The sequence below is a fragment of the Streptomyces sp. NPDC037271 genome (assembly GCF_055603605.1).
The window spans coordinates 209,422-233,230 of sequence record NZ_JBVJVN010000010.1 but is presented as its reverse complement, the minus strand read 5'-3'; the positions used below and the strand labels follow the sequence as shown (position 1 = coordinate 233,230).

Here is a 23,809-nt window from a genome sequence, read left to right as displayed (position 1 = left end):
TTCCGGGGTGAGCGAACAGGCCCGGAACGCCGAGGACCCCGAGAGCGGCGACAAGCCCGAGAGCGCTGAGAAGCCCGAGAAACCCTTCCTCTACGTCGTCGTCTGCGCCGCCGGCGTGGCCGGTGACGTCGGCAGGTTGGTCACCGCCGCGCAGGAACGCGACTGGGAGGTCGGCGTCTTCGCGACCCCGGTCGCCATGGGCGGCTTCTTCGACACCGCCGCCGTCGAGGCGCAGACCGGCCGCCCCATCCGGTCGGCCTGGCGCCGCCCCGGCGAACCGCGCCCCTTCCCGGCGCCGGACGCCGTCGTGGTCGCGCCCGCCACCTTCAACACGGTCAACAAATGGGCCGCCGGCATGGCCGACACGCTCGCCCTGGCCACGCTGTGCGAGGCCTGCGGCCTCGGCGTCCCCGTCGCCGTCCTGCCCTGCGTGGCCGACGCGCTGGCCTCCCACCCCGCGTACCAGGAGAGTCTGGCACGGCTGCGCGGGATGGGCGTGCGCTTCGGCGACCCGTACGCGGGGGAGGCGGGGGAGGACGGCGGCCACCCGGCGTTCGGCTGGGAGCGGGCGCTGGACCTGCTCGAACGGCGCTGACCCGCCCCGGCTTCGAGCCCGCACGAAGACGTACGCTCCCCACTGGTACTGATGATCCCGAAGACAGGAGCAGCAACGATGCAGTACGTGAAGCTCGGTTCGACGGGCCTGGACGTGTCACGGATCTGCCTGGGCTGCATGACCTACGGCGTGCCCGATCGCGGTACGCACGAGTGGACCCTCGACGAGGAGGCCTCGCGTCCGCTGATCCGGCAGGCGCTGGAGGCCGGCATCACCTTCTTCGACACGGCCAACGTCTACTCCGACGGCACCAGCGAGGAGATCGTCGGCAAGGCCCTGCGCGACTTCGCCCGCCGCGACGACATCGTGCTCGCGACCAAGGTGCACGGCCGGATGCGGCCGGGACCCAACGGGGGCGGGCTGTCCCGCAAGGCGATCATGACCGAGATCGACCACAGCCTGCGGCGCCTGGGCACCGACTACGTCGACCTCTACCAGATCCACCGTTTCGACCCGCACACGCCGGTCGAGGAGACGATGGAAACCCTGCACGACCTGGTGAAGGCGGGCAAGGTCCGCTACATCGGAGCCAGCTCGATGTATGCCTGGCAGTTCTCCAAGATGCAGTACACCGCCGAGCGGCACGGCTGGACGAAGTTCGTCTCCATGCAGAACCACTACAACCTGGTCTACCGCGAGGAGGAGCGCGAGATGCTGCCCCTCTGCGCGGACCAGGGCGTCGGGGTGCTGCCCTGGAGCCCGCTCGCCCGCGGCCGGCTCACCCGCGACTGGGACACCGCCACCGAGCGCAGCGCCACCGACGACTTCGGCAGCACGCTCTACCAGGAGGGTGACCGTGCCGTGGTCGAAGCCGTCACGCGCATCGCCGGCGACCGGGGCGTGCCGCGCGCCCAGGTCGCCCTGGCCTGGCTGCTGCACCAGGACACGGTGACCGCGCCGATCATCGGTGCGTCGAAGCCGCGGCACATCGAGGACGCCGTGGCCGCGGTCGAACTGACGCTCAGCGAGAAGGAGACGGAGGAACTGGAGCGGCCCTACGCACCGCATCCGATCGCCGGACACTGATCCCGGACGGGACGGGACGGGACGGGACGGGCCCGGGGCCCGCTTCCGCGTGCGCCTAGGGACCCGTCCCGGCGTCCAGGGCGGTGACGGACACCGACGACTCGTTGCCGCCCACCGGTACCTCACCGGCCGTCCACTCGACCTCGATCGGGGTCCGTTCGTCCGGCGGGGTGACGAGCAGCGCCGCCGGAGTCGCGGTGCGGGCGCCGCTGATCTGCGGGCTGGAGAACGACAGCCCGGCCCACGCGCTGCTGCCCGGTGTCAGCGTGACCGTCTCGGGGGAGGCGGGCGCGCGTTCGGGGTCCGGGCCCAGCTGCGCACCGGACGCGTCCACGAAGGCGGCGCCCGGATAGCCGTACAGGGTGCACGTGCGCTCGGACGCGTTGGTCAGCACGATCGGGAAGTTCCGCTGCCCGGCCCCCGGGTCGACGCGGCCGACGGCGGCGCGCAGCTCGGAGGTGTGGCAGCGGCCGTCGGTCCGCGCGGAGGCGGAGGCCGATCCCGCGGTGTCGCTGGGCGCGGTGGTGACCGCCGGTGCGGTGCGGATGCCGCCACCGGTGTCCGGGCTGGTCGTGCGGGGAGCCTTGGTGGGTTGTGGGGCGCTCGACGTACTGCTCTCGCTGCCGCAGGCGTTCAGCAGGCCGAGGAGCGCGACCGCGCTCGCGAGCAGGGCCGTGCGGCGTACGGGTGGGGACGTGTTCGCCATCGCTTCTCCACACTCCCGTCAGCTTCTCGCGCACGGCCCGCCCCGTGCGGCGGCACCGTACGCCCTGTGCCTTCGAGTGTCCCGCCGCACGGTGCGGGAAACGAGGGGCACGCGATGTCCGGATACGGGGGGGCGAACGACGTCCGGATGCGGGGGCGTGCCGCTGTGCCTCACTCCTCGTCGAGCAGTCCCAGCTCAGCCCAGATCGTCTTGCCCTCGGCCGTGTGCCGGCTGCCCCAGCGCTGGGTGAGCTGGGCCACCAGCAGCAGACCCCGCCCGCCCTCGTCCCAGGTCTTGGCCCGGCGCAGATGCGGCGCGGTGTGGCTGGTGTCGGAGACCTCGCAGATCAACGTGGCCGTGTCGTGGATCAGCCGCAGCCGGATGGGCGAGGAGCCGTACCGGATGGCGTTGGTGACCAGTTCGCTCACCACCAGCTCGGCGGTGAAGGACGACTCCAGCAGGGCCCAGGAGGACAGTTGCTCGACGACCTGTTTGCGGACGGGGGCGACCAGCGACGGATCGGCCGGGATGTCCCAGGTGGCGACCTGGCCCGCGGGCAGTCCCCGGGTACGGGCCAGCAGCAGGGCCGCGTCGTCGGCGGCGCCGCCGGGCGGGAGCAGGGCGTGCAGCACCCGGTCGCCGGTCGCGTCCAGGGAGCCGGCGGCGGCCGCCAGGGTCTCGCGCAGCAGCGCCCGGCCGGCGTCGGCGTCCCGGTCGCGGCTCTCGACCAGCCCGTCGGTGTAGAACGCCAGCACGCTGCCCTCGCGCAGTTCCAGTTCGGCGGACTCGAACGGCAGCCCGCCCACCCCCAAGGGCGGCCCGGAGGGGAGCTCGACCTGCTGGGGCGGGCCGTCCGGGGGCACCAGCACGGGCTCCGGATGCCCGGCACGGGCCAGGGTGCAACGCCGCGACACCGGGTCGTACACCGCGTACAGGCAGGTCGCGCCGACCTCGCCGGCGCCGTCGTCGCCGGACTCCTCGGACAGCCGGACGACCAGGTCGTCGAGGTGGGTGAGCAGCTCGTCGGGCGTCAGGTCGATGTCGGCGAGGGTGCGGACGGCGGTGCGCAGGCGGCCCATGGTGGCCGAGGCCTGGATCCCGTGGCCGACGACGTCCCCGACGACCATGGCGACCCGCATCCCGGACAGCGGGATGACGTCGAACCAGTCGCCGCCGACCCCCGAGCGGGCCGCCGGGAGGTAGCGGGAGGCCGCCTCCACCGCGGCGGTCGGCGGCAGCCAGCGGGGGAGCAGGCTCCGCTGCAGGGTCAGCGTCGTCTCGCGCTCCCGGGAGTAGCGGCGGGCGTTGTCGATGCAGACGGCGGCGCGGGCGGTGACCTCCTCGGCCAGCAGCCGGTCGTCGTCCGTGAAGGCGTAGGGCCGCCGGAACCGGGTGAAGACCGCGACGCCGAGCGTGGTGCCGCGGGCCTGGAGCGGTACGGACATCGTGGAGTGGATGCCGCACTCCTCGACCCGGCGGATGCGTACGGGATCCCACTCCCGCCACCGTTCCAGGTCGTCGCCGCTGGGCACCGCGGCCACGATCGCGCGCCCCGCGACGAGACATTCGGCCTGGGGTGAGCCGGCCGGGTAGACGTCCAGTCGGCCCGGTTCGGCCACCGCCTCCGGGCAGCCCGGGTTGACCGACTGGTGGGCCGCGCGGCGCAGGCCCACCGGCGGTGCCGACACGGCGGCGGGCTCGCCGCCGTGCTCCTGGGGGTCCAGCAGGTCGACGCTCACGAAGTCGGCGAGCGTGGGGACGCACACGTCCGCCAGTTCCTGGGCGGTGCGGGTGACGTCGAGCGTGGTGCCGATGCGCACGCTGGCCTCGCTGACCAGTTGCAACCGCTCCTTGGCGAGGTGCTGCTCGGTGAAGTCGTGGGCGCTCACACAGACGCCGCGCACCTGTCCGTCGGCGTCGGTGAGGGGCGCGATGGCGGCGTGCCACGCGTGGGCGCGGCTCTCGCCGGTGGCCTTGAGGTGGGTGTGCATGTCGTGGTGGCGGCCGGTGGCGAGTACCTGCCGCATGTGCTGTTCGAGTTCCCTGTTCTGCCGTTTGCTGCCGATGTCGGTGGGCCGCAGACCGCGGACGCGGTCCGCGGGGAGACCGAGGAGCTGTGCCATGACGTCGTTGATGCCGCGCAGCCGGAGCCGGTCGTCGAAGATCATCGTGGCGCAGGGGGACTGGGTGAGGGCTGCTCTGACCAGCGCGTCGTCCGGACGGTCGGGACCGGGCGCCGGGGCGACGGCGAGCCACGTGCCCGGGCCGCCGCCCTGCGACGGCCTGTGGTGAGCGAGCACCCACACGGACACGGTGTGTCCGTCGCGGTGCCGCAGCGCCAGGGTGCCGTTCCAGCGCTCGTCGCCGGGGCCGGGGAGGGGGTCGCCGTCGCCGTCGGCCAGCAGCTCCGCGGCGGGGCGTCCCACGACGTCCGCGGCCCGGTGGCCCAGCAGCAGGCGGGCGCCCTCGTTCCACTCCCGCAGGGTGCCCGAGTCGTCGATCACTGCGCGGGCCGTGGCGGCATCGTCGAACGGGTTGACCGGACTCATCGTCGCCACTCCATTGCGCACACCCACGGTGAACAGCGCGTCACCTGGCCCCAGCCTAGTGCGTCCGCGCTCCGTGCGGACCCGAACCACTGGGCCCGTGACCGTTCCGCGGGCACTCGGGTCCCCCGAAGGCTGGGCCGCCCGGGACAGAAAGAGCTTTCCGTACCCTTGACGGTCGCATGTGGCACAGCGTCAGAATCTGTTTGATCGCGATCAGTTGTGAGTACATCTGAGCCTTGACGAGCTTGACGAGGGAGATCCGGCATGACGGTCACACGCAGATCGGTTCTGATCGCCTCCGCCGCGACGCCGGCGGCCGGGACAGTGCTGGGAGCCCCGTCGGCGTGGGCCGCGGACGCGGCGGGGAGCGGTGCGGGCCGCAGTACCGTAGCCCTGCGCGACGGCTGGCGCTTTCGGCTGGTCGACCCCGACGGAGCGGCCGAGGACTCGACCGGCGCCGCCGACCCCGCCCACGACGACTCGGCGTGGCGCGAGGTCGCCGTCCCGCACGACTGGAGCATCGAGCAGACGCCCACCACCGAGCACGGCACGACCAGCGGTACCGGCTTCCTGCCGGGCGGACTCGGCTGGTACCGCCTCGCCTTCACCCTGCCGCCCGCCGCCGCCGGCAAGCGGATCTCGGTCGAGTTCGACGGTGTCTACATGGACGCCGTCGTCCACTGCAACGGCCGGGAGGCCGGGCGCCACCCCTACGGCTACACCGGCTTCGCCCTCGACCTGACCGACCTGGTGCACACCGACGGCCGCACCGAGAACGTCCTCGCGGTCCAGGTGCGCAACCGGCTGCCGAGCAGCCGCTGGTACTCCGGCAGCGGCATCTACCGCGAGGCCCGCCTGGTCGTCACCGAACCGGTGCACGTACGGCGCTGGGGCACGTACGTCACCACGCCGCGGGTGAGCGACGAGCGCGCCGTCGTCCGGGTGGAGACGTCCGTCGTGAACGCCTCGGGCACCGCGCGCGAGGTCGAGATCAGGTCGACGGTCAAGGACGCCGGCGGACGCACGGTCGCCCGCGCCGCCTCCACGGCGGGCGTCACCGACGGGACGAGCGAGATCCACGAACTCACCGTCACCCGCCCCCGGATGTGGGACTTCGCCGACCCGCACCGCTACACCCTCCACACCGAACTGCGCGTCGGCGGGCGGACCGTCGACACCTACCGCACCCCGTTCGGCATCCGCACCTTCCACGTCGACCCCGAGGAGGGCTTCCACCTCAACGGCAGGTACGCCAAGATCAAGGGCGTCGACCTGCACCACGACCTCGGCGCACTCGGCGCCGCCGTCAGCATCGACGCGATCCGCCGCCAGATGACCATCATGAAGTCGATGGGCGTCAACGCCTTCCGCACCTCCCACAACCCGCCCGCGCCCGAGATGATCGAGGTCTGCGAGGAGATGGGCATCATCATGCTGGTGGAGGCCTTCGACTGCTGGCGCACCGGCAAGAACCGCTACGACTACGGCCGGTTCTTCGACGAGTGGGGCGAGAAGGACGCCACCGAGATGGTGCTCGCGGCCCGCAACTCGCCCGCCGTCGTCATGTGGTCCATCGGCAACGAGGTCCCCGACTCCACCTCCACCGCCGGACTCGCCATGGCCGACCGGATCATCGACGCCATCCGCGCCGCCGACGACACCCGACCGCTCGTCATCGGCTCCGACAAGTACCGGCGCATGCCCGCCAAGGGCTCCGCCGCCGACCTGATGCTGGCCAAACTGGACGGTCTCGGCCTCAACTACAACACCGCCAAGTCGGTGGACGACCTGCACGCGGCCTACCCGCACCTCTTCCTCTTCGAGTCCGAGTCGTCCTCCGAGACCTCCACGCGGGGCACCTACCAGGAGCCGGAACACCTCAACACCGGCGAGAACCACACCCCGGGACGCCGGGCCACCTCGTCCTACGACAACAACCTCGCCTCCTGGACCATGAGCGGTGAGTACGGCCACAAGAAGGACCGGGACCGGAAGTGGTTCGCCGGCCAGTTCCTGTGGTCCGGCATCGACTACATCGGCGAACCGACGCCGTACGACGTCTTCCCGGTCAAGGCGTCCTTCTTCGGCGCGGTCGACACCGCCGGTTTCCCGAAGGACATGTACCACCTGTTCCGGAGCCAGTGGACGGACGAGCCGATGGTCCACCTGCTTCCGGCCGGCTGGAACCACCGCGAGGGCGACACCGTCGAGGTCTGGGCGTACGCCAACGTCGACACCGTCGAGCTGTTCCTGAACGGGAAGTCCCTCGGCACCCGGACGTTCGACACCAAGAAGACGGCCGACGGCCGGACGTACCTGGAGACCACCGAGGCCACCGGCGACGACAAGACCTTCACCGACGGCCCCTACCCCGGCAGTTACACCAGTCCGAACGGCAGTGCGGGCAAGCTCCACCTGACCTGGAAGGTGCCCTTCGAGCCGGGCGAGCTGAAGGCCGTCGCCCGGCGGGACGGCAGGGCGGTCGCCACCGACGTCCTGCGCACCGCGGGGGCGCCGCACGCCGTGCGCCTCACCCCGGACCGCGAGAGCGTCGCCGCCGACGGCCGCTCCCTGGTCTTCGTGACCGCCGAGGTGGTCGACCGGCGCGGCGTCGTGGTGCCCGGCGCCGAGCATCCGATCTCCTTCGAGGTCGCGGGCGGCTCCCTCGCCGGACTCGACAACGGCCGCCAGGAGAGCGCCGAGCGCTACCAGGCCAGTACCCGCACCGCCTTCCACGGCAAGGCCCTCGCCATCGTGCGGTCCGGCACCCGGCCGGGCACGGTGCGGGTGACGGCCCGCGCGGACGGGCTGCGCACGGACACGGCGACCGTCCGCGCCCGCCGGGCCGCGACCCGCGCCACCACGCCCGCCCCGGAGTTCCGGCCCGGGCACCCCGCGCCCGTGGACCACCCGCACGCGGACGCGAGTTACTCCGGCCGCCCCGACACACTCCCGGCCGCCATGCTCGACGGCGACCCGGCGACGGGATGGTCCAACGGCTTCCACAAGGCGGCCACCGCCCTGTTGCCCGCCTTCGACGGGGCCCGCGCCGAGGACTGGGTCTCGGTCGACCACGGGCGCAGGCGCACCTACGACCGGATCGAGGTCTCCTTCACCGTGGACGCCACGCACAGTCTGCCCGCCGCGATCGAGGTCGCCGTCTGGGACGGCCGCGTCTGGCGAGCGGCTCAGGGGACGCGGACCGACTGGGCCTCCGAGTCCGACGCGCCCACCGTCGTCACCTTCGACGCGCTGCGCGGCTCCCGTGTCCGCCTCACGCTGACCAGCCGCCACCCCGACGAGGTGGAGGGGGCGATCCGCATCAGCCGGCTGGACGCGCCCGCCGCCTGAGGTCCCGGCGACACGGTCCGGACGGGAAACGAGTCCCGTCGAGTCCCGTCCGGACCGTTGACGGAATGTCATGTCTCCCACAAGCATGTCCTGCGACCGCTTTTGGGAGCGCTCCCATACGCTGTGATCCGAGCGCGCCACCCGTACCTCCCCCGAGGAGCCCGGACGTGACAAGACGCCTGACGCAACGCCCGACACGACGCAGAACCGCCCTCGTCTCCCTGACGGCCCTCCTCGCGGCGGCCGTCACCGCGCTGCCCGCCGCCCCGGCCGGAGCCGAGGAGACCGAGCAGGTCAAGAACGGCACCTTCGACAACGGCACCGACTCCTGGTGGACGAGCAGCAACGTCACCGCGGCCGTGTCCGACGGCCGGCTGTGCGCCGACGCCCCCGGCGGCACCGCCAACCGCTGGGACGCCGCCGTCGGCCAGAACGACATCACCCTCGTCGCGGGGGAGTCGTACAAGTTCTCCTTCACCGCGACCGGCACACCCGCCGACCACGTGGTCCGGGCGATCGTGGGCCTGTCGGTGTCCCCGTACGACACCTACCACGAGGTCAGCCCGCAGCTCAGCGTCTCCGGCAACACCTACTCCTACACCTTCACCTCACCCGTCGACACCACCCAGGGCCAGGTCGGCTTCCAGCTCGGCGGCACGCCCGACGCCTGGCGGTTCTGCGTGGACGACGTGTCCCTGCTGGGCGGCGTGGCCCCCGAGCCGTACGTGCCCGACACCGGGCCGCGGGTCCGGGTGAACCAGGTCGGCTACCTCCCGTCCGGCCCGAAGAACGCCACGCTGGTCACCGACGCGACCTCCCGCCTGCCCTGGCAGCTGAAGAACGACCACGGCCGGGTCGTCGCCCACGGCTGGAGCAAGCCACGCGGCGTCGACGCCTCCTCCGGGCAGAACGTCCACTCGATCGACTTCGGCCGCCACAAGAAGCGCGGCGAGGGTTACACCCTGGTCGCCGACGGGGAGACCAGCCGCCCCTTCGACATCGGCACCGCCGCCTACGAGAAGCTGCGCACCGACTCCGCGAAGTACTACTACACGCAGCGCAGCGGCACCCCGATCAGCGACGAGCTGCGCCCGGGCTACGGCCGCCCCGCCGGACACGTGGGCGTGGCACCCAACCAGGGTGACACCGAGGTGCCCTGCCAGCCGGGCGTGTGCGACTACACCCTCGACGTCGCCGGCGGCTGGTACGACGCCGGCGACCACGGCAAGTACGTCGTCAACGGCGGCATCTCCACCTGGGAGCTGCTCAGCACCTACGAGCGCTCGCTGCACGCCCGCACGGGCGAGCCGTCCAAGCTCGGCGACGGCACCCTCGACATCCCCGAGAGCGGCAACAAGGTGCCGGACCTCCTCGACGAGGTCCGCTGGGAGCTGGACTTCCTGCTGAAGATGCAGGTGCCGGACGGGCAGCCGCTGGCCGGCATGGCCCACCACAAGATCCACGACGAGGCGTGGACCGGGCTGCCGCTGCTGCCCAGCGACGACCCGCAGAAGCGCGAACTGCACCCGCCGACCACCGCCGCGACCCTCAACCTGGCGGCCACGGCGGCGCAGGCGGCCCGCCTCTACCGCCCCTACGACCGGGAGTTCGCCGCGAAGGCGCTCGACGCGGCCCGCACGGCGTGGAAGGCGGCCCTGGCCCACCCGGACGTGCTCGCCGACGAGAGCGACGGCATCGGCGGCGGCGCCTACCCCGACAGCCAGGTCCAGGACGAGTTCTACTGGGCGGCGGCCGAGCTGTACCTGACGACGGGGGAGCGGGACTTCAAGGAGTACGTCCTGAACTCCCCGGTCCACACCGCCGACATCTTCGGCCCGCTCGGCTTCGACTGGGCCCGCACCGCGGCGGCCGCCCGGCTCGACCTGGCGACCGTCCCGAACCGGCTCCCCGGCCGGGACAAGGTCCGCCGCTCCGTCGTCCAGGGCGCCGACCGGTACCTGGCCACGCTCAAGGCGCATCCGTACGGCATGCCCTACGCCCCCGAGGACAACGTCTACGACTGGGGCTCCAGCCACCAGATCCTCAACAACGCCGTCGTCCTCGCCACCGCCTACGACATCACCGGCGCCTCGAAGTACCGTGACGGCGCGCTCCAGAGCATGGACTACATCCTGGGCCGCAACGCGCTGAACATGTCGTACGTCACCGGCTACGGCGAGGTCAACGCGCACAACCAGCACAGCCGCTGGTACGCCAAGCAGCTCGACCCGTCACTGCCGGCCCCGCCCGACGGCACCCTGTCCGGCGGACCGAACTCGCACATCCAGGATCCCTACGCCCAGAGCAAACTTCAGGGCTGCGTCGCCCAGTTCTGCTTCATCGACGACATCCAGTCCTGGTCGACAAACGAGCACACCATCAACTGGAACGCCGCACTGGCCCGGATGGCCTCCTTCGTGGCGGACCAGGGCTGACCGCACGATCACCGGGACCGCCTCCCTCGGTACCCACACAATGCCGCTTTGACCTGCGGCTATTTACGAGTCGGTACCCTCGCGGTACCGTGGGAGGCATGCCAGCTCTGAACGTGGAGTTCAGCGACCGCGAGCTCGAGGACCTGCGGCAGATCGCCAAGGAACGCGGTACGTCGATGAAGGCGCTCGTGCGGGAGGCCGCCGCCGCCGACATAGCCCGGCACCGGGCGCTGCAGGAGGGGGCGGCGGCCTTCCGCCGGTTCTTCTCGGCCCACGCCGACGAGTTCGCGGCCGCCTTCCCCGACGACGAACCACCGCCCCTCGGAGGCGAGGGGCGGGCCGCCTGACCCATGGCAGAGGTCCTGCACATCGACGTGCCCTGGCTGCTCCAGCGCCATGAGGAAGTACTGCCGGAGCAGCCCACCATCAACGACTTCTCCGCGCTCGTCGCCGCCGTCGCCCGGCACCGCGTCGACCCGCCCCGCCTGGGGGTGAATTCCGACCCCGCCTGGCGGGCCGCGGCCCTGCTGCACACCCTCGCCGTCCTCAAGCCCCTGCCCTCGGCCAACGCCCGCTTCGCCTGCGCGACGGCCGTGGCCTACATGTACGCCAGCGGCGTCGGCATCGACCCGCCCTACGGCGCCCTGGTCGACCTCGCGCGCGACCTGATGTCCGGCGGGGCCGACGTCTACGGGGCCGCCGACCGACTGCGTTCCTGGCAGATCTGAAACCCCGGAGGGCCGCCGCCGGCCCACCGCGTCAGGGCGCCCGCCGGGAGCGTGCGCGCCCGCACCGGCGTGTGCACGTGTCTCACACGGGGTGCGGGGAGAAAGGCGAAAGCCGCTGCGAGCCGCACGAGTTGCCGGGTGATCCGACCTTCTTTCACACAGGGCTCGTGTTGCCGGTTCTCCTTGTTGACCATGAGTGGTTTGTGCGAGAGTGAAGCACCCGTGCGGGGGGTAAGGCCGGGTCTCGCACGCGCCTGGACGAACCAGGCCCGATTTCGCTGTGGCGAATTCACGCTCTCCGCACCGCACTCAAAAGGTATATGCCAATCAGGGTGCTTTTCGGCGACCGGAACTTCTGAGTCGCATGTGCGTGGGAAGGAAACGTCTCAGTGCCCACCCCCCACCCTCCTCGACCCGCGTACCCGCCGTCCGGCGGGGATCCCGGGGAGTCCGACGAGTTCCTGGCCGCGCGGCTGAGGGACGGCCCCCAGGGCGCGGCCGCCCAGGCCGCCGCGCTGCTGATGGCGCGCCACTGGCAGCCCGCCCACGATTACGCGACCCTCTGCCTCGCCACGTCGGGCCAGGTCGCCGCCATGGTCACCGCCGCCGCCTGGCGCCGGGTGCTGGACCGGCTCGCCCAGGGCGAGCCCGCCACCGCACTGCGTCCGCGGCTGCTGGTGGCCGTACGGGACACGGTTCGGCAGTGGTCCGCCGACGACGGGATATCCGGCGTTCTCCCGCAGCTGCTCAAACCCGCCGGCGGACGCGCCGTGCGGGCGGCGAAGTCCCTGACCCCGGAAAACCGGGTGCTGGCCGCGCGAGCATTCGCGTCGCTTCCCGGACCGGCCCGTTGTTTGCTGTGGCACACAGAAGTCGAGGGTGAGGGCATAAGCGTCCCGGCCGGTCTGCTGGGCATGGATGCCGACACCGCGTCGGTCACGCTCGAACAAGCGCGTGAGAAATTCCGCGAGGGTTGTCTGCACGCCCACGGCCAGTTGGCGCCGACCCAGGACTGCCGCTTCCACAGCCGCCTCCTCGACGTTCCGATTCGCCGCGGCGGCGCCCTGCTGCCGGATGTCCGCGAGCATCTGACGGACTGCCGGCACTGCCGGTACGCGGCCGAACAACTCGGCCACTTCAAGGGCGGGCTGGGGCCCCTGATCGCCGAAGCGGTACTCGGCTGGGGGGCCCGGCGCTATCTCGACTCCCGTCCGGGGCGCGGGACGCCGGGAGGCCTCGCCAAGGGCGCCGCCCGGCACCGAGGCGGACGCCCGGGGCTGCTGGCCCGGATTCCCGTGCCCGTACGCCGGGCCCCGGGCCGGCCGCGCTCCGGCCGGTCGGTGCTCAGGCAGTTCGGCGCGGCCTCGGCCGCGGTGACGGCGATCGTGCTCGTGGTGAGCGTGTGGTCGTACGACGGCGGTGGCGCCGATCCGGCCGCCTCCACCAGCGCCGCCGGGGGCGACGGCGTGGCGTCCGCGACCAGCCGTCCGAAACCGCCCGGTGCGGCCGGGCCCCCCGCGGCGGCGGACCGCACGCGGCTGCGCAACGTCGCCGCGGACCTCTGCCTCGACGTCCGGGGAGAGCCGAAGGCGGGGACGGGCGCCCGGCTGGCGGCGTGTTCCGGGGCGTGGACCCAGCAGTGGACCCACGAGGACGACGGACTGCTGCGCAGCGTCGCCGACCCGGGGCTGTGTCTGGACTCGCAGGCGGACGCCGGGGTCGTCGTTCTCGGTACCTGCGCCGACGACGGCACCGGGCGCGGCGACGACGTGCGCTACGACCTGACCGGACAGGGAGAGCTGGTGCCGCGCCGGCAGCAGCGGCTCGCCCTCGCCGTCACCACCGTCACCACGGACGCCGACCTCGTGGTGAAGGTGCGTGACGGCTCCGACGGCCAGCGTTGGCGGACCGAGCCGGTACCGACGGCGGAGGGTGCCCTGTCGGTCGCGGGCACCGGCGCCCCGGACGCCCGGCGGGTGGAGCTGCCGGGCAGCTGAGAGGCGCCGGGCGGGGTCCGGTGCGAGGTGGGTCCCCGCGGAGGCGCGGGGCCACTGGATGTGCGGCTTGCGCCGCGTGGGGCGACCGGTACGGACCCGCGGGTGACGAAGCGGGTGTCACCGGTGGCGCGCGGTGCTGCCGCCACCGGCGCTGCACGCCGTCCCCAGGTCCCGCCTCGCGTCGCCGGCCCCGTACCGGTGAGCATGCCGAGGCCGGCCGCTGGGGGAACGGATCTGTTACAGGGGTGTTTCAGGCCTATTGGCGAACGTGCGGATCACGCCATTCGGCCAGTTCGGGCCTCGATGACCGATCAAGAACCACCCCGTTCCGGACTTGGAACGTTCGAATTCTGTGACTTCACGCCACTGATTCAATACGCAAAGTTACCGAAATCCATGGGGTCGAGATGAGTTTCGGCGCCGGACTCGGCAGACTCGCGCTCGCCGTTCCGGCACCGACCGAGCTGGGCCGGCGACACCCTCATATCGAGCGGAAGGATGCACACAATGCGGAACACCGCGCGCTGGGCAGCGACTCTGGGCCTGACGGCGACCGCCGTCTGCGGGCCCCTCGCCGGGGCCTCCCTCGCCTCCCCGGCCACCGCCCCCGCGTCGCTCCACGCCCCCTCGGCCCTCGTGCTGACCGTGGGACACGGAGAGAGCGCTGCCACCGCCGCACCCGTACGCGCGGTCACCCTGACCTGTGCCCCGAAGGCCTCCGGCACCCACCCCGCCCCCGACCTCGCCTGCGCGGAACTGCGGGACGCGGGTGGCGACTTCGACGCCCTGACGGCCGACTCCGGCGTGCTGTGCACCCGGGAGTACGCGCCCGTCGTCGTCACGGTCGACGGCGTCTGGCAGGGCCGGTACCTCTCCTACGAGCGCACCTTCGCCAACGAGTGCGTGAAGAACGCGGGCAGCGCGAGCGTCTTCACGTTCTGAAGGACCGGGACCGCCTGACCCGTGCGGCGTGACCGGCGACTCGCTACTGGGGAGTGCGAGCGCCGCCGTACGGACCCGCGGTCCCGCACCGGGGGCGGCGGACGGAGTGGGGCCGTCCGCCGTCCTCCCCGGAACCGGAACCACGGCGCGGCGCGGTCAGTCCTTCACCGCCGGCCCGGCACCGTCACCGGTGCCGGACGACCTGGACCGGTGGCTGGTGTCGCACCAGGGGTAGCGCCGACTGCGACGACAGGTGCACAACGCGACCCGGAAGCGGTCGGACGACACCGTCGTCCCGTCCTCCAGCTCCACCTCCACGGGGCCCTCCACCAGCAGCGGCCCCCGGCGCTGGACCCTGACCCGGCGCGGGGAGCCCGCGGGACCGGACGGACGCGGGGGGTCAGACGGGGAGTTCTGCACGGACGACCACCAGTTCCTCCTCGTTCTCGGCCAGGGACAGCAGCCCGCGCTGGCGCAGCCAGCGTTCCCGTCCGCGCACCACGGGACCGAACGCGATCCGCTGCCGCCGGGTCACCGCGGCCTTCAGACCGGCCTCGCGCAGAAGCCCGACGGTCCGTTCGGGATCGCTGAGCGCGGACTGCACCAGCAGCAGCACACCGCCCGGACGCAGCAGGCCGGGGACCTCCCGGCAGATCCGGTCCAGGACCAGCCGGCCGTCGTGGCCCGCGTCCCAGGCCCGCGCCGCACCGCGCGGCCGCCGGCCACCGCCCGGTGCCGGCACGTACGGCGGATTGGCCAGCACGAGGTCGAACGACTCACCGCGCACGGGCGTGAAGAGGTTGCCGTGCCGGACGCGGATCCGCAGCCCGGCCCGCGCGGCGTTCAGCCGGGCCGCGCACACCGCACGCCACGACACGTCCACCGCGGTCACCCGGCCGCCCCGCCGTGCCGCCGCCAGGGCGAGGGCGCCCGAGCCGGTCCCCACGTCGAGCACGGCCGCGTCCGGTGAGAGCGACTCGTCGGACAGCGCCCCGGCCAGCAGGGCGGTGTCCTCCTGAGGGGCGTAGACGCCCGGAAGCACCATGAAATTCACGGCTCCCACGTACCCCGGCCGTCACGAAATATGGGCGGCCCCGGAGGGTTCGCGGGGCGGGTCGGGCAGCCGGGTGCGCAGGGACGACCGGCCGGCCCGCCAGTCGGCGAGCAGCCGGGCGCCGAAGCGGTCCTCGACGTACCCGGTGGCGCCGATACCGAAGGCGACGTCCGCCGCGAGGTGCGGTTCCTGCTCCAGCAGCCCGTCGATCACCTCATGGCGCACGATCTGCTCGTGCACCGCGTCGGCCTCGACGTGCTCGTCGTAGAAGTGCTCGGCGGCGGGCCCGGCGCCGGTGCGGCGCATCGCCTCGGCGAGCCGCCGGGAACCCGGCGACGAGGTGATCTCGACCGCCGCGAAATGGCCCACCAGGGCGCCGCGCAGGGCACGGTGCAGACCGAACAGGGACATCATGTTCACCGTGGCCAGGCACTCGGCGGAGGCAGCGTCGAGATGGCGCCCGTACGTCGTGTCCAGGCCCAGGTCCGTCATCAGGTCGGCGAACAGGCGGGCGTGCACCCGGTCGGGACGGCCGCCGCCGTACTCGTCGAACTCCACCGCCGCCATCGCCGCCTTCGCCCGCCCGGACAGCCGCGGCAGCACCCAGGCGTGCGGGTCGGCCTCCTTCAGGTGGTACAGGGAGCGCTGGGCCGCGTACTCGCGCAGATGCCACAACTCGCCCTCGTCCCGCAGGAAGTGGCTGACGCCCTTCCCGTCGACCGGCTCGACGAGCAGCGCCCCGACCGCCTCGTCCACGCTGTCGTGGACCCGGGTGCCGGCCCGTAGCGCGGACAGGAAGCGGTGTTCCAGCGCGGCCCGCACGCGCAGCAGGTCCGGGTCCCACTCGAGGTCGGCGGACACGCCGGCGAAGCCCCGGTAGTGCAGCTCGTAGCACTGGTACAGGGCGAGCTGCAGGTCGTCGCCGTACGCCGGTGCGGCGGCGACGGCCTCCGGGCCGGGCAGCGGGCCCGCGCCGAGCAGGTACGCGCCGACGGCCGTGGAGAGCGGGCCCCGGGCCGTCGGCAACTGTGGTCCTTCGCGGTCGTACTCCATGGCGTCGCGAGTACCCGCACACCGCGGCGGCACCCCCGCCCGCGCGCGGTCCCGCGTCACTCGCCCTCGGCGTCCCGCTGGGCCCCGGTGTTCGGCGAGGTGGCGTCCCCCGCCTCTCCCCGGCGCCGGGCCTCGTCGGACTCCGCGTCGCGGGGCCTGGACTCCTTGATCTCGCGCAGGACCTCCTCGATGGCCGTCTCGGGCTGCTCGTGGGTGCGCTCGTCATCCTGGGACACGGGTGTCTCCTTCTCTCCTCGTACCGTTCGGTCGTGTGCTCCCGGGTGCGGGAGCGGCCCCTGCCACGTGGCGGGTCAGCCGGGCGCGGTCGCGACACGCAGGGGCACCGGGGCCGGAGTGGCCGCCTCGTCGTTGCGGCGGACGACCTCCGCCCACCAGGACGGGCCGTCCTCGATGTGGCGCAGCAGGATGCCCTCGCGGATCGCCCAGGGGCAGAGCGTGACCGTTTCCAGCCCGGTCAGCTTCATCGCGGTGTGCCCGACCACCGCCCCGGCCAGACTCTGCGCCGCCCGCGGCGCGGAGATGCCGGGCAGCCGGGCCCGCTCGGCGGCGGACAGGGCGGCCAGCCGGCCGATCGCCTCTCCCAGGTCCGAGCAGCGCAGCTGCCGCTCCGTGAACGGCCCGTGCCGTCCCGGCGAGGCCCCGCACAGCCGCCCGAGCTGCTGGAAGGTCCGCGAGGTGGCCGCCGCCGTGCGCGGCCCCTCCCAGCGGATCCGCGCCGCGACGTCCCGCAGCTGATGGCGGACCTTGCGGCGCAGCGCCCGCACCTGCTCCGGTGGCGGTGCCTCCTCACCGCCCGCGAGGAACTCGTGGGTCAGCCGTGCCGCCCCCAGCGGCAGCGACGCCACGAAGTCGGGCAGCCGGCCGCGGCCGAAGGCGATCTCCAGGGAGCCGCCGCCTATGTCGAGCAGGGCGAGGGGCCCGGCCCGCCAGCCCATCCAGCGCCGGGCCCCGAGGAACGTCAGCTCCGCCTCCACCTCGCCCGGCAGCGTGCACAGGGCGGTGCCCGTGCGGGCGCGGACGGTGTGCAGCACCTCCCGGCGGTTGGGCGCGGCACGCACCACGGCGGTGGCGAAGGCCAGCGGGTCGGCCGCTCCCCAGCGGGCCGCGGTCCTGTTCGCGTCGGTGACCGCCTCCACGAGCCGCTCCACGGCCTCCTCGGGGACCGGATCCCCGGGCTTGACCTGCTCGGACAGCCGCAGCCGCCACTTCGCGGTGTGGACCGGAAGCGGAACCCCACCCTCGGCGTCCGCCACCATGAGCCGGACCGTCTTCGAGCCCACATCCACCACGCTGATACGCATGAAGGCGCAGGTACCCATTTTGGCGCCGGTCCAACGGGCCCGGGGCCGGTACGGCCGGAAACCGGGCGTGCCGGCCGCACTCCGGCCCGTCAGGCCAGCTGCCGTCGCACCAGTTCGTGCAGCCGGCCGCCCGTGTCGGCGAGCAGCTCGGCGGGCGGGCCCTGCTGGGCGACCCTGCCGTCCTCCATCACGATCACGCGGTCGGCGTCGAGCACCGTGGACAGGCGGTGGGCGATGACGATCCGGGTGGCGTCGAGGGCCTTGGTGGACTCGATCACCGCGCGCTGCGTCTCGTTGTCCAGGGCGCTGGTCGCCTCGTCGAAGAAGAGGATGCGCGGCCGGCGGATCAGCGCCTGCGCGATCATCAGCCGCTGCCGTTGGCCCCCGGAGACCGCCCCACTGCCGGAGACGATCGTGTGCAGGCCCATCGGCATCCGCTTGATGTCCTCCGCGAGCCCGGCCATCTCGGCCGCCGCCATCACCTCCTCCGGCGTGTACGGCTCGGTGCCGCAGATCACGTCCAGGATCGAGCCGCTGAACGGCTGCGCGTGCTGGAGCACCACCCCGCACTGCCGGCGCACCGCGGACTGGTCGAGGGCGGCCAGGTCCTGGCCGTCGTACAGGACGCTGCCCGACAGCGGCCGGTCGAAGCCGATGAGCAGCCTCAGCAGCGTCGACTTGCCGCAGCCGCTGGCACCGACGACCGCCACGAACTCGCCCGGCCGCGCCTCGAACGACACGTCGTCCAGGACCAGCGGTCCGTCGTCGGTGTAGCGGAAGGACAGCCGCCGCGCCTCGACCGCCCCGGACAGCGGCCCCGGCCGGGTGCTCGCCGTGCGGACCTCGGGCGTGGCGTCCAGGACCGGCCTGATCTCCTCGAACAGCGGCAGCGCGGCCACCGCCGACACGAACGCGCCGGTCAGCTGGGTGACCGAGGTCAGCAGCATCGTCACCGAGGCGTTGAAGGTGAGGAACTCGGCCGCCGACATCGAACCGCGCGCCGGACCGGCCAGGAGCATGAACATCAGCAGCGTGCACAGCGGCAGGTACACCGCGCCGAGCACCGCGTTCAGGTTCTTGATCCGGCCCGCACGCTGCTGGAGTTCCCGGCTGCGCGCGAACTGCTCCGCCCACGCCGCGTACGCGTAGTTCTCGGCCGCCGCGACCCGCAGCTTGGGGAGCCCGCGAAGCGTCTGGAACGCCTGGTTGTTCAGCTTGTTGGTGAGCTTGACCAGCCGCCGCTGCCAGCGCACCTGCCACAGCCCCAGCCCCAGGAACACGGCGGCGACGACCACCAGCATGCCGATCGCCGCGAACGCCATGGGCACGCTGTACCAGAGCAGCAGTCCCAGGTTCATCGCCCCTACGGTCACCGACTGGGCCACCGTCGGACCGACGCCCGCCAGCAGTCTGCGGATCGCGCTGATGCCCATGGCCGCGCCGGCCAGCTCACCGGTGGAGCGCTCGGTGAAGAACTTCGTCGGCAGCCGCAGCAGCCGGTCCCACACCGCGGGCTGGAGGGTCGCCTCCACCCGCCCCTCCAGCCGCAGGATGGTGAGGTTCTGCAGCAGCATGAAGGCGGCCGCGACGACACTGCTCAGCATCACCGCGAGACATACCTGCGCGATCAGCCCGGTCTGCGCCTTCGGCACGAACTCGCCGAGCACCTTGCCGGTGGCGATCGGCACGAGCGCGCCGATCCCCACCGTCACCAGCCCGGCGAGCAGCAGACCGGTCAGATCACCACGCGTGCCCCGCATACAGAACCGCAGCAGCCGCAGCGGACTGAGCCGGCGCTCGGGCAGCGGCCGGTAGAACATCACCGCACGCGGCTCGAACTCCGCGGCGTTCGCCTTCTCGACCGGCGTCTCCCGGCCGGTCGACGGATGGACGGCCACATAGCCGCCGCGCCGCCACAGCAGCGCCACGGGCGCGCCCGACAGGGCCCGGTGACCGATCAGCGGCCCGACGTCGTCCCGCCACCAGCGGCCGTCCAGCCGTACGGTCCGGGTACGTACGCGTGAGGCGACGGCGACCCGCTCCACCGGGTCGAGCCGGTCGCTCTCCGTCCCGTTCCGGGCGGGCTCGGCGAGCGGGATGCCGGCGGCTCCGGCGACCAGCCTGCACGCCGCGTACGTGGCGTCGGCGTCGGCGGATGTGGTGCGCTGCCCCGACCGCTTGCCGATGGAGGCCAGCAGCGTCCGGTCGGCCCGGGCGCGTACCGCCTCGCCGGCCTTGATACCGGCCGCGGTACGGGTCTCGTGGGTGCGTTCCAGCTGCTCGATCCAGCGGTCCAGCGTGGTCAGCAGCCGGTACTGCTGGTCGACCAGGCTCTGCCAGAGCCCCGGGTCCATCAGCAGGTCGGCGGCCGCCTCGTCGCCGTACAGCGCCCCGTACTGCACGCTGCCCGGCGGGACCTGCATCCAGAACACGTCGTCGTCGGTGGGGGCGGCCGCCCGCTCGGTCGCCATCGGCGCCTGGAAGAGGACGGTCAGACCGCGGCCGACGCCGAGGGCGAGGGCGTACTCCAGCGGGCTCGTCGTCGGCGGTACGTACTGGGGGTTGCCGTACTCGTCGTACGACCAGGTCTGCGTGCTCGCCGGCTGGTACAGCTCGCGCAGTCCGATGCGGTGCACCACGCAGTCCCGCAGCGGACGCGCGACCAGCGTGTGCTGCGGCCCGGCGACCGGACCGAGCAGCACCGAGCCCGCCTCCAGGCGGCCCAGGTGGTGCCAGTGGCCCTGCTCCTCGGCGTCCACCGCGAACAGGTCCACCGCGCCGGACGCCACCAGCCACAGCACCTGCGGGCCCTCCAGGTCCAGGCGGCCGAACCCGGCGCAGTCGACGCGGCTGCCCAGCGAGCCGAGCGCCCCGAGGACGAGGTCGCCCTGTCCTTCGTGCACGGATCTCATCTCACCGCTCCCTGACCAGCGCCGCGTACGCGCCGCCGTGCGCGACCAGTTCCTCGTGCCGTCCGCGCTCCACGACCGTGCCGTGCTGGAGCACGACGATCTCGTCGCTGTCCCGGACGGTGCTGAGCCGGTGCGCGATCACCACGCAGGCACAGCCGCGCCGGCGCAGGTTGTCCATGACCACCAGTTCGGTCTCCGCGTCCAGGGCGCTGGTCACCTCGTCCAGGACGAGGATGCTGGGCCTGCGCACCAGGGCCCGGGCGATCTCCAGGCGCTGGCGCTGACCGCCGGAGAAGTTCCGGCCGTCCTGTTCGACCGCGCTGTGGATGCCGCCCGGCCGGCGCATCACGACGTCGTACAGGGCGGCGTCCTCGAGCGCCTCCACCACGGCGTCGTCCGGGACCGACGGGTCCCACAGCGCCACGTTGTCGCGGACCGAGCCCTCGAAGAGGAACACGTCCTGGTCCACGAAGGAGACGGAGGACGCCAGCGCCCCGCGAGGGATGTCCTCGAGCCGCTGCCCGTCGATGCGGATCACACCGTCCCACGGGGCGTACAGCCCCGAGATCAGCCGCGACACGGTGGACTTGCCGCTGCCGGAGCCGCCGACCAGGGCCACCTGCTGCCCCGGCCCGACGGTCAGGTCGAAACCGGTGAGCAGGGGCTTGTCGAGGGGGTTGTAGCCGAAGGAGATGTTCTGCAGCTCCACGTGGCCGCGCAGCCGGCGGGTGGAGTCGCCGGCGCCGCCCGGCCGGTCGTAGAGCGGATCCGCCCGGAAGTTCTCCACGTCCTTGAGCCGGGCCACGTCGGCCGCGAAGTCCTGGATGCGGCCCGCGACACCGTTCAGCCGGGTCAGCGGGGCCGTGAAACGGACCACCAGCGCCTGGAAGGCGACCAGCAGACCGACCGAGATGTGCCCCTCGACCGCCCGCATGCCGCCGATCCACAGGATCAGCCCGCTGTTGAGCGTCGCCAGCGTCGGCGCGACCACGCCCAGCCAGGCGCTCGGCACCCCGAGCCGCTGCTGCTCCTCCAGGGTGGTGGCGTGCTGCCCCGCCCAGGTGCGGAAGTAGCCGTCCTCACCGCCGGTCGCCTTCATCGTCTCGATCAGCTGGAGGCCGGTGTACGCGGTGTTGGTCAGCCGCGCGGTGTCCGCCCGCAGCTTCGCCGTGCGGGTGGCGCGCAGCCGGATGACGATCCGCATCGCGAGGATGTTGAGCAGTGCCACGCCGATGCCCACGAAGGTGAGCTGGGGATCGTACGTGTACAGCAGTACGGCGTACAGGACGACCACGATGGCGTCGACGCCCGCCGCGGCGAGGTCGCGGGCGAGTGTCTCGGCGACGGCGTCGTTGGACTGCAGCCGTTGCACCAGGTCGGCCGGGCTGCGCTGGGAGAAGAACGTCACCGGCAGCCGCAGCAGGTGGCGCAGGAAGCGGGCACTGGAGAGGGTGGAGGAGATGATGCGGCCGTGCAGCAGGTTCGCCTGCTGGAGCCAGGTCAGCACCACCGTGAGCAGCACGCACGCCGCCATCGACGCGAACAGCACGCCGAGCAGCGAGGTCCGCCCCCCGATGAGGAACATGTCGATGTAGGTGCGGCTCAGCGCGGGCACGGCCGCGCCCACCGCCACCAGCAGCAGGCTCGCCAGCACGGCGGCGGGCAGCGTGCCGGCGGTGCCGCGCAGCCGGGCCGGCATCGCGCCGAGGACGCCGGGCTTGCGGCCGCCCCGGGCGAAGTCCTCGCCGGGCTCCATGGTCAGCACGACCCCGGTGAAGGAACCGTCGAAGTCCTCCAGCGACACGAAGCGGCGGCCCTTGCCCGGGTCGTTGATGAACACCCCGCGGCGGCCGAAGCGGCGCCCCATGCCGTCGTAGACGACGTAGTGGTTGAACTCCCAGAACAGGATGGCCGGCGCCGTCACCTCGGCGAGGGCGGCCAGGTCCATCTGCATGCCCTTGGCGGTGAAGCCGTAACTGCGCGCCGCCTTGAGGAGGTTGCTGGCGCGCGAGCCGTCACGGGAGACGCCGCAGGCGATCCGCAGCTCCTCCAGTGGGACGTGCCGTCCGTAGTGGCCGAGCACCATCGCGAGCGAGGCGGCGCCGCACTCCACGGCCTCCATCTGGAGGACGGTGGGTGTGCGCACGGTCTTGGCCCGGTTCTTCGGCACCCTGCGCTTCGGCGGGGCGGCGCGGCGTCTGCCCCGGGTCTCCTGTGCGGTGCTCACGGCAGCAGCCAATCGACGGGACGCTCGTCGGCCAGCCGGATGGAGCCGGTGGCCATGGTCATGGAGGTCAGGCCGAACGGCGGTCCGTCCGCGGACGACCACTCGTAGCCGCTCTTCGTGGACTTCGAGGTGTCCAGCCGGACCGTCACGGCCACCGGCCTGCCCTCCTTGGTGAACTGCTCGCCGAGCTGGCTGTCGCCGAGGAACGCGGAGATCGTCTGCGCCGACTGCACCGAGCGGTCGACCGACTTCACCTTCCCGTGCAGTACGCCGTACTGCTGCGTCGGCACCGACTGGACGGTCAGGTCGACGGAGGCGTGCGCGGGAATGGCGGCGGCGTTCTCGGCCGGGACGTAGACGGTGGCGTAGAGCGGGTCGTCGGTGTGGGCGACCTTCTCGACGGAGGCGACGTTCGCGCCGGTCCGGATGATCTGGCCGACGGTGGCGGCGAGCGCGCTGACCCGGCCCGCGTCGACCGTGCGGACCGTGGTGTCGCCCTCGGCGGTGCGGACCTTCAGTACGGGGGAACCGGCGGCGAGCCGCTCGCCCTGGCGTGCGAGCACGGCGGTGACCTGGCCGGAGACCGGGCTCTGCAGGAGGTAACTGCCCTGCCCGTGCGTGAGGATGGCGGGCGCGGTGACCGTGGAGGTCACCGCGCCGCTGATCGCCCACACGGACGCGGCGGCCATCGCGACCACCGTCACGGACAGCACCAGCCAGCCCTGCGGGCGGGCGAAGCGCACCGGAAGGTCGAGCTCCTCCGGTGACTGGAGTTTTGCGAGGGCTTGTTGGCGGAACTGCACGTCGGACGTATCCCAGGGTTTTCCGGCGAAGCCACGGAAGACACCGTGGAGGAGGTCACGGAAGAAAAGTCATGGACGAGGAGCTGCG

The 23,809-nt window shown here is 72.7% G+C and carries 18 protein-coding genes; 8 read left to right on the top strand and 10 right to left on the bottom strand.

Features of this window, described 5'->3' with window-relative positions:
* Positions 1-7 precede the first annotated feature (7 nt).
* Both ACZ7G3_RS19720 and ACZ7G3_RS19715 read left to right on the top strand, forming a co-directional pair.
* Positions 8-595, top strand: coding sequence for a flavoprotein (locus tag ACZ7G3_RS19720; RefSeq protein ID WP_470927099.1), 588 nt, complete (start codon positions 8-10; stop codon positions 593-595).
* A 78-nt stretch (positions 596-673) separates the two neighbouring features.
* The gene (locus tag ACZ7G3_RS19715) at positions 674-1,642 is read left to right on the top strand and encodes an aldo/keto reductase (RefSeq protein WP_470927097.1); all 969 of its coding nucleotides are present in this window, start codon (positions 674-676) and stop codon (positions 1,640-1,642) included.
* A 55-nt stretch (positions 1,643-1,697) separates the two neighbouring features.
* Here the strand turns inward: ACZ7G3_RS19715 and ACZ7G3_RS19710 are convergent, their stop codons facing one another.
* Both ACZ7G3_RS19710 and ACZ7G3_RS19705 read right to left on the bottom strand, forming a co-directional pair.
* On the bottom strand, positions 1,698-2,348 hold the full coding sequence (locus ACZ7G3_RS19710; RefSeq protein WP_470927095.1) for a DUF4232 domain-containing protein: 651 nt from the start codon (positions 2,346-2,348) through the stop codon (positions 1,698-1,700).
* A gap of 170 nt (positions 2,349-2,518) precedes the next feature.
* The gene (locus ACZ7G3_RS19705) at positions 2,519-4,897 is read right to left on the bottom strand and encodes a SpoIIE family protein phosphatase (protein ID WP_470927093.1); all 2,379 of its coding nucleotides are present in this window, start codon (positions 4,895-4,897) and stop codon (positions 2,519-2,521) included.
* 264 nt (positions 4,898-5,161) lie between these two features.
* Between ACZ7G3_RS19705 and ACZ7G3_RS19700 the strand changes: the two genes are divergently transcribed.
* From ACZ7G3_RS19700 to ACZ7G3_RS19675, 6 genes are all read left to right on the top strand, one after another.
* Positions 5,162-8,248, top strand: a complete 3,087-nt coding sequence (locus ACZ7G3_RS19700; RefSeq protein ID WP_470927092.1) for a glycoside hydrolase family 2 TIM barrel-domain containing protein — start codon at positions 5,162-5,164, stop codon at positions 8,246-8,248.
* Between the two features lie 179 nt (positions 8,249-8,427).
* A complete protein-coding gene (locus ACZ7G3_RS19695; RefSeq protein ID WP_470927141.1) occupies positions 8,428-10,683 on the top strand; it encodes a glycoside hydrolase family 9 protein in 2,256 nt (751 codons plus the stop codon).
* A gap of 98 nt (positions 10,684-10,781) precedes the next feature.
* A complete protein-coding gene (locus ACZ7G3_RS19690; protein ID WP_426519086.1) occupies positions 10,782-11,030 on the top strand; it encodes a hypothetical protein in 249 nt (82 codons plus the stop codon).
* 3 nt (positions 11,031-11,033) lie between these two features.
* Positions 11,034-11,411, top strand: a complete 378-nt coding sequence (locus tag ACZ7G3_RS19685; RefSeq protein WP_426597760.1) for a toxin Doc — start codon at positions 11,034-11,036, stop codon at positions 11,409-11,411.
* 389 nt (positions 11,412-11,800) lie between these two features.
* On the top strand, positions 11,801-13,408 hold the full coding sequence (locus ACZ7G3_RS19680) for an RICIN domain-containing protein (protein WP_470927090.1): 1,608 nt from the start codon (positions 11,801-11,803) through the stop codon (positions 13,406-13,408).
* Between the two features lie 507 nt (positions 13,409-13,915).
* The gene (locus ACZ7G3_RS19675; protein WP_470927089.1) at positions 13,916-14,350 is read left to right on the top strand and encodes a protease inhibitor; all 435 of its coding nucleotides are present in this window, start codon (positions 13,916-13,918) and stop codon (positions 14,348-14,350) included.
* Positions 14,351-14,506: 156 nt separating this feature from the next.
* Here ACZ7G3_RS19675 and ACZ7G3_RS19670 read toward each other — a convergent pair whose 3' ends face one another.
* The 8 genes from ACZ7G3_RS19670 to ACZ7G3_RS19635 form a co-directional block, all read right to left on the bottom strand.
* Complete coding sequence (locus ACZ7G3_RS19670; RefSeq protein WP_426519078.1) at positions 14,507-14,770, bottom strand: CDGSH iron-sulfur domain-containing protein; 264 nt, start codon at positions 14,768-14,770, stop codon at positions 14,507-14,509.
* Positions 14,751-15,395, bottom strand: a complete 645-nt coding sequence (locus ACZ7G3_RS19665; RefSeq protein WP_470927087.1) for a HemK2/MTQ2 family protein methyltransferase — start codon at positions 15,393-15,395, stop codon at positions 14,751-14,753. Before ACZ7G3_RS19665 ends, ACZ7G3_RS19670 begins: the two co-directional genes overlap by 20 nt.
* Positions 15,396-15,425: 30 nt before the next feature.
* Complete coding sequence (locus tag ACZ7G3_RS19660) at positions 15,426-16,457, bottom strand: iron-containing redox enzyme family protein (protein WP_470927085.1); 1,032 nt, start codon at positions 16,455-16,457, stop codon at positions 15,426-15,428.
* A gap of 56 nt (positions 16,458-16,513) precedes the next feature.
* The gene (locus ACZ7G3_RS19655; RefSeq protein ID WP_470927083.1) at positions 16,514-16,693 is read right to left on the bottom strand and encodes a hypothetical protein; all 180 of its coding nucleotides are present in this window, start codon (positions 16,691-16,693) and stop codon (positions 16,514-16,516) included.
* A 75-nt stretch (positions 16,694-16,768) separates the two neighbouring features.
* Positions 16,769-17,779: a Ppx/GppA family phosphatase gene (locus ACZ7G3_RS19650; protein WP_426597754.1), complete on the bottom strand. Its 1,011-nt coding sequence runs from the start codon at positions 17,777-17,779 to the stop codon at positions 16,769-16,771.
* Between the two features lie 89 nt (positions 17,780-17,868).
* Positions 17,869-20,691 carry an NHLP bacteriocin export ABC transporter permease/ATPase subunit gene (locus ACZ7G3_RS19645; protein WP_426597753.1) on the bottom strand — a complete coding sequence of 941 codons (2,823 nt, stop codon included), beginning with the start codon at positions 20,689-20,691 and terminating at the stop codon, positions 17,869-17,871.
* A gap of 1 nt (position 20,692) precedes the next feature.
* On the bottom strand, positions 20,693-22,918 hold the full coding sequence (locus ACZ7G3_RS19640) for an NHLP family bacteriocin export ABC transporter peptidase/permease/ATPase subunit (RefSeq protein WP_426597752.1): 2,226 nt from the start codon (positions 22,916-22,918) through the stop codon (positions 20,693-20,695).
* Positions 22,915-23,721 (bottom strand): hypothetical protein, encoded by an 807-nt coding sequence (locus ACZ7G3_RS19635; RefSeq protein WP_470927081.1) that lies wholly within the window; start codon positions 23,719-23,721, stop codon positions 22,915-22,917. Before ACZ7G3_RS19635 ends, ACZ7G3_RS19640 begins: the two co-directional genes overlap by 4 nt.
* Positions 23,722-23,809 lie beyond the last annotated feature (88 nt).

Bases quoted from the DNA above. Each gene is read 5' to 3' on its own strand.
- ACZ7G3_RS19690 (WP_426519086.1), top strand. From the start codon at position 10,782: ATGCCAGCTCTGAACGTGGAGTTCAGCGACCGCGAGCTCGAGGACCTG.
- ACZ7G3_RS19715 (WP_470927097.1), top strand. From the start codon at position 674: ATGCAGTACGTGAAGCTCGGTTCGACGGGCCTGGACGTGTCACGGATC.
- ACZ7G3_RS19700 (WP_470927092.1), top strand. From the start codon at position 5,162: ATGACGGTCACACGCAGATCGGTTCTGATCGCCTCCGCCGCGACGCCG.
- ACZ7G3_RS19705 (WP_470927093.1), bottom strand. From the start codon at position 4,897: ATGAGTCCGGTCAACCCGTTCGACGATGCCGCCACGGCCCGCGCAGTG.
- ACZ7G3_RS19710 (WP_470927095.1), bottom strand. From the start codon at position 2,348: ATGGCGAACACGTCCCCACCCGTACGCCGCACGGCCCTGCTCGCGAGC.
- ACZ7G3_RS19660 (WP_470927085.1), bottom strand. From the start codon at position 16,457: ATGGAGTACGACCGCGAAGGACCACAGTTGCCGACGGCCCGGGGCCCG.
- ACZ7G3_RS19685 (WP_426597760.1), top strand. From the start codon at position 11,034: ATGGCAGAGGTCCTGCACATCGACGTGCCCTGGCTGCTCCAGCGCCAT.
- ACZ7G3_RS19650 (WP_426597754.1), bottom strand. From the start codon at position 17,779: ATGCGTATCAGCGTGGTGGATGTGGGCTCGAAGACGGTCCGGCTCATG.
- ACZ7G3_RS19665 (WP_470927087.1), bottom strand. From the start codon at position 15,395: ATGGTGCTTCCGGGCGTCTACGCCCCTCAGGAGGACACCGCCCTGCTG.
- ACZ7G3_RS19645 (WP_426597753.1), bottom strand. From the start codon at position 20,691: ATGAGATCCGTGCACGAAGGACAGGGCGACCTCGTCCTCGGGGCGCTC.
- ACZ7G3_RS19675 (WP_470927089.1), top strand. From the start codon at position 13,916: ATGCGGAACACCGCGCGCTGGGCAGCGACTCTGGGCCTGACGGCGACC.